Here is a 6,029-nt window from a genome sequence, read left to right on the forward strand (position 1 = left end):
GTCAATTTTGCCGCGGAATCGCATGTGGATCGCTCCATTGATGGTCCGCTGGAGTTTGTGAATACGAATGTCCTGGGCACAGCGGTACTTTTACAGAACGCATTGGAGCATTTTCGCGGTCTGGATGACGCGGGCAAGAAAGCTTTCCGCTTTCACCATGTTTCCACTGATGAGGTGTATGGTTCCTTGGGTGACGAAGGCATGTTTACCGAGGATACGCCATACGATCCCAGTTCGCCATATTCTGCCTCAAAGGCAGCATCGGATCATCTGGTACGGGCCTGGCAACGCACCTTCGGCCTGCCGGTGAGTATCTCTAATTGCTCCAATAACTATGGACCCTATCAGTTTCCCGAGAAGCTGATCCCGCTGATGATCCTCAATTGCCTGGCGCATAAGCTTTTGCCCGTCTATGGGAAGGGCTTGAATGTACGCGATTGGTTGTATGTAACGGATCACTGTGAAGCCATTAGCTGCGTGATTGAGCACGGTAAGGTGGGTGAAACCTATAACATCGGCGGACACAACGAGATCCGCAATATCGATATCGTGAATACCATCTGCGAGCTCCTGGACGAAATGCAGCCTTCAAGCAAGCTGAAGTCATACAAAGAACTGATCACCTACGTGCAGGATCGCCCCGGTCATGATCTCCGCTATGCCATTGATGCCGACAAGATCAAACGCGACCTGGATTGGCTGCCCAAAGAAAACTTCCAGACGGGCATCCGCAAGACTATCCGCTGGTACCTCGATCATCAAGATTGGTGGCAGAATATCCAGAGCAATAAGTATCAGCAGGAGAGACTGGGTACTCTTTAGTTACTAGATTTTGTCCACAGATTTACACAGATTTACACAGATTACATTTATGGATGATCAGACCTTTCTCTACAAAGATGCATGCTATAAGATTATTGGAGCATGCATGGCAGTTCACAGGGAACTAGGTCACGGTTTTTTGGAACCAGTATATCAAGAAGCATTAGCGATTGAACTCGGTTTCCAGGGGATTCCTTTTGTCAAAGAACCAGAACTGAGCATCATGTATCGCGGAGTGGCGTTGAACAAGACTTACAAAGCAGACTTTGTGTGCTATGGTGTTATGATTTTGGAACTTAAGGCATTAAGTGCCATGACAACGATCATATGGCACAAGTTCTCAACTACCTGAAGGCTACAAACCTGAAGGTAGGGCTCCTCATTAACTTCGGGGAGTCAAGTTTAAGGCACACACGCCTAGTCCTTTAGGCATTTTAATCTGTGTCAATTTGTGTAAATCTGTGGATTATATCAAGACCGCATATGCCAGCTTGAAGGAATTTTTGTGTCAGTTAACTTTATGTCTCGATTTGGGATACATAACTGAAGCTGCGTACCAAACGACCAGAGAGAAGATCGATATAGTAGCTTACCAGCTAAACCAACTTAGGTCCGCAGTGTTGAACAAACCCTCTAAACCTTCTCAACTCCCTAAACAGCGAAGCGCTCAACCCTCTAAACCTTAATAAATGAATCCTGATAATTTGTGCTAATTAGTGGACAGAAAAAAAACAGAAATCTGATAAATGGAACTGTAATTGAGTATAAAGAATAAAACCATCTCCGGCCTTAAATGGAGTATGGCTGATAATATCAGCAATCAAATAGTTCAATTCATAGTGGGTCTTGTATTAGCCCGCCTTTTGAGCCCATCTGAGTATGGCATTATTGGAATCGTTTTGGTGTTTATTGCTATATCCGAAACTTTTGTGCAAAGCGGATTAGGGTCAGCACTCATAAGAAAACAGAATTGTTCGGATATTGATTATAACACAATGTTTTATTCTAATGTTTGCCTAGGGATTGTATTTTTTAGTGTTCTTTACGCATCTTCAGGGTTTATAGCAAGATTCTATGATAATCCTCCGCTCAAACTATTGGTTCGGGTTATGGCCATTAACCTAATCATTAACTCCTTTGGTATGGTTGAAACAGCTATACTAATTAAGAACATTGATTTTAAGAGGCAAACCAAGATATCCCTTGTCTCTGGTATACTTTCGGGAGTAATGGGAATTTATTTTGCAGCCATTGGCTATGGGTATTGGAGCTTAGTGATTCGGACTATGTGTAAAAATATCATTACCGTTGTTATGCTACACTTATCTTCATCTTGGAAACCTAAACTGGCATATAGCATGAATTCATTTCGAGAGCTTTTTGGATTCGGCATAAAATTGCTTGGAGCGGCTTTGATCCATACTGTGTACCAGAACATTTATAAACTGGTAATTGGGAAGAGTTTTTCACCTGCTGAGCTAGGATACTTCTCTCGTGCTCAGCAGTTTGAGCAGCTGCCATCAAGCAGTCTCCAATTGACTACCCAAAGAGTAACATACCCTGTATTATCGAACATGACTAATGATCTGGTGGCACTTAAGAGAGTCTATAAAAAAATGATCAAACTCACTTTTTATCTCACCTGCATTATTATGCTCGCTATGATCGTAAACGCAAGGGAGATAATCCTAATTCTTATTGGACAGCAATGGACACCGGCAATACCATATCTTCAAATTGTTTGTTTATCAGGAATGTTGTATCCACTTCATTCTTTAAATCTGAACATGCTTAATGCGTTAGGACGTTCTGATTTATACTTAAAACTTGAAATTTATAAGAAAATTCTAGTAGTCCCAGTAATAATCATTGGCGTGAAATATGGAATGATTATTTTATTACTTGGCATGTTAGTTAATTCTTGTATCTCTTATCTTCTGAATTCTATGTTTTCCTCGAAATTATTGCAATATTCAACAATGGAGCAGATTCGAGATGTTTCACAAACATTTGCGTACGTTGTGGTTGTGTTCGTAATAACGTATTTTGTAGGAATGATATTGCCAGAAAGCCTTTTACTTTCCCTATTCATAAAATCCGGAGTAATTATTCTGTGTCTTGTTTCTGAAGGATATCTCTTTAAGAAACCCGAATTCATGGAACTCAAAGAGCTTGGGATTGAGCAATTCAAGCATCATATAGCTCCACTTCTCCACAAAAAATAGTTGTCTGTCCACTAATTAGCCGAATTTCCACTAATTGGGTATTATGAATATGATGATAGGTTTAGAGGGATGAGGGCTGCCCTCAGATTGAGGATTGAGTGTTATGGCGAAACAGAGCCTGTTTCAAGATAAGAGTTTTGATTTTGCTTTACGTATTATTGAAGTCTACAAGAATCTGACCAAGAAAAAAAAGAGTATATCATGTCAAAGCGGTTACGGCGATCCGGAACCTCTATTGGAGCCAACGTAAATGAATTCGTGCAAATTCGGTAAATTAGTGGACAGAAAGAAAAGAGGAAAATGAAGCCAATCTACGTCACCAAGCCATACCTACCTCCCTTAGAGGACTACCAAAAGCTCCTCCCCGAACTCTGGGAATCACGTGTCCTGACCAACACCGGGAGCTATCACCAAGAATTGGAGGTCGCACTGTGCAAAGAGCTTGGAGTGTCCAACGCATCGCTTTTAAACAACGGCACTCTTGCCCTGGAATTGGCGATCCAAGCTTTGGGGCTGAAGGGCAAAGTGATTACTACTCCTTACAGTTTCGTGGCTACGGCAAATTCAGTTCTTCTAAAAGGACTAGAACCAGTGTTTATCGATATTGAGGATGATGGCTTTAATCTCGATCCAGAGCTGATCGAGGATGCGACCGACTCAAACGTAACAGCTATTTTACCTGTTCATGTATATGGCTTACCCTGTGAAAACGTAGCTATAGATCAAGAAGCCAAAGCAAAAGGCTTGAAAGTGTTCTATGATGCCGCCCATGCCTTTGGGGTTATGCAAAACGGAGAATCTATCCTCAATTGGGGGGACGCCTCCACGCTCAGTTTTCATGCCACCAAAGTTTTTCATACCTTCGAGGGTGGCGCTGTAATCACAATAAACCAAGAACTAAAGAACAGAATCGATATCAACTGCAATTTTGGTTACCACGATGGCGACGTAATCTCATTAGGCACAAACGCTAAGATGAGTGAAGTGCAGGCAGCAATGGGCTTATTGCTGTTGAAGCATAAACAAATGATCAAGTCCCTCAGGAAGATATGGCATGATCTGTATAATGAGCAGCTTAAGGATATCTCTGGAATAAAGCTCATGACTATCCCCACAGACTTAGACTATAACTATGCCTACTTTCCGATCTTGGTCAATCGTGATTTTCCGATCAGCCGAGACCAACTCTTTGATAGATTCACCCAGGCAAATATCTTTCCTCGAAAGTACTTCTACCCCCTGATAACAGATTTCTCATTGTACAAAGGCTACAAGATCATCTCCAAGCATAAGATTCCCAATGCCCGCAGGGTCGCCGATTCAGTTATTTGCTTGCCGCTCTATCCGGATCTCACCGAAAGCGATGTCAGCCGCATCTGTGATTTTATCCACCAATCTTATAAGAAGTCCACGAATTAACCGAATTATCACTAATTAGGTTTTATGAATACGATGATTGGTTTAGAGGGTTAGCCTCAGATTGAGAATTGAAGATTGAGGATTGAAGATTATGGCAAAGCAGAATTTGATTCAAGATAAAAGCTTTGATTTTGCATTGAGCATTATTGAAGTTTACAAGAATCTGACCAAGAATAAGAATGAGTATATCATGTCAAAGCAGTTGCTGCGATCCGGAACCTCTATTGGAGCCAACGTAAATGAAGCTATAGAAGCGCAATCCCGAGCAGATTTTATCCATAAACTTTCCATTGCGCTTAAAGAAGCAAGAGAAACTGAATATTGGATTCGGCTTTTGATGGCCGCCGACTACATAGAAAACAAACATACCATCCATAACGAAGCCCAAGTAATCATAAAAAATCCTTACTGCTATCATCAAAACTACAAAGGGACAGAGCAATGCTGAGAACGCCAAGTAATTCTCAATTCTCAATTTTCAATCCTCAATTCACATCGCCGGAGGCGCTGTGAAAGGTATTATACTCGCCGGCGGTGCCGGTACTCGCCTCCACCCCTTAACCATATCTGTCAGTAAGCAGCTCATGCCGGTTTATGACAAACCCATGATCTATTACCCGCTATCTACCCTGATGCTATCCGGGATAAGGGAAGTGTTGATCATAACCACTCCGGAAGATCAGGCGGGCTTCATCAAGCTGTTGGGCGATGGTAGCCAACTAGGGATGAGCTTTGAATACAAGGCACAGGAAGTGCCAAATGGCCTGGCTCAAGCCTTTGTGATTGGCGCTGATTTTGTGGGTAAGGATGATGTTTGCCTGATCTTGGGTGATAACATCTTCTACGGAGCTGATCTTGCCAACCGCCTCCAAAAATGCACCAATCCGGATGGCGCGATCATTACGGCCTATCCGGTACATGATCCTCAGCGTTATGGTGTAGTCGAGTTTGATGAGAACCTCAAGGCAATCAGTATCGAAGAAAAGCCGAAGCAACCTAAGTCTCATTACGCAGTCCCCGGCTTGTACTATTATGATAATAGTGTGATCAAGGTCGCTCACGAGATCAAGCCCTCAGCTCGTGGTGAATATGAAATCACCGATGTCAATAGAGTTTACCTGGAGCAAGGCAAGCTAAGAGTAATGGAGATTGGTCGCGGAACTGCCTGGCTGGATACAGGAACCTTTGAATCGCTGATGCAGGCATCCCAGTTTGTGGAAGTAATCCAAAGCCGTCAAGGTCTCAAAATCTCCTGTATCGAAGAAATCGCTTATCGTAAAGGCTTTATCGATAAAGATCAGCTCGGCAAACTTGCCGAACCTATCCGCAAGAGTGGCTATGGGGAATATTTGCTCAAGCTGGTTAATGAAGAATGAAGAATGAAGAATGAAGAATGAAGAATGAAGAGTAATTTGATATTGGATAAGACATTTGAGTTTGCGCTGGAGATTGTGCAGACCTACAAGATTCTTGTTGATGAGAAAAGGGAATACGTGTTATCCAAGCAGTTGTTGCGCTCAGGAACGTCGATTGGTGCCAATATGCGTGAAGCGAATCTGGCAA

6 protein-coding genes and 3 pseudogenes are annotated in these 6,029 nt (G+C 42.5%); all 9 read left to right on the forward strand.

The window, feature by feature from the left end:
- A partial coding sequence (gene rfbB, locus PHF32_08405; GenBank protein MDD4560738.1) for a dTDP-glucose 4,6-dehydratase occupies positions 1–822 on the forward strand: 822 nt, incomplete at its 5' end.
- 49 nt (positions 823–871) lie between these two features.
- Positions 872–1,251: pseudogene (locus PHF32_08410) on the forward strand (GxxExxY protein).
- Positions 1,252–1,283: 32 nt separating this feature from the next.
- Complete coding sequence (locus tag PHF32_08415) at positions 1,284–1,508, forward strand: four helix bundle protein (GenBank protein MDD4560739.1); 225 nt, start codon at positions 1,284–1,286, stop codon at positions 1,506–1,508.
- A 72-nt stretch (positions 1,509–1,580) separates the two neighbouring features.
- Complete coding sequence (locus PHF32_08420; protein MDD4560740.1) at positions 1,581–3,047, forward strand: lipopolysaccharide biosynthesis protein; 1,467 nt, start codon at positions 1,581–1,583, stop codon at positions 3,045–3,047.
- A 103-nt stretch (positions 3,048–3,150) separates the two neighbouring features.
- Positions 3,151–3,302: pseudogene (locus tag PHF32_08425) on the forward strand (four helix bundle protein).
- Positions 3,303–3,347: 45 nt separating this feature from the next.
- Positions 3,348–4,466, forward strand: a complete 1,119-nt coding sequence (locus PHF32_08430) for a DegT/DnrJ/EryC1/StrS family aminotransferase (GenBank protein ID MDD4560741.1) — start codon at positions 3,348–3,350, stop codon at positions 4,464–4,466.
- A 91-nt stretch (positions 4,467–4,557) separates the two neighbouring features.
- Positions 4,558–4,927, forward strand: a pseudogene (locus PHF32_08435) (four helix bundle protein).
- Positions 4,928–4,975: 48 nt separating this feature from the next.
- A complete protein-coding gene (gene rfbA / locus PHF32_08440) occupies positions 4,976–5,842 on the forward strand; it encodes a glucose-1-phosphate thymidylyltransferase RfbA (protein ID MDD4560742.1) in 867 nt (288 codons plus the stop codon).
- Positions 5,843–5,866: 24 nt separating this feature from the next.
- On the forward strand, positions 5,867–6,029 hold a 163-nt coding region (locus PHF32_08445), incomplete at its 3' end, for a four helix bundle protein (protein MDD4560743.1).

The sequence above is a fragment of the Candidatus Cloacimonadota bacterium genome, from assembly GCA_028706475.1.
Classification (GTDB): domain Bacteria; phylum Cloacimonadota; class Cloacimonadia; order Cloacimonadales; family Cloacimonadaceae; genus UBA5456.

Excerpts from the sequence above, each read along its gene's own strand:
- PHF32_08430 (MDD4560741.1), top strand. The coding sequence starts at position 3,348 with ATGAAGCCAATCTACGTCACCAAGCCATACCTACCTCCCTTAGAGGAC.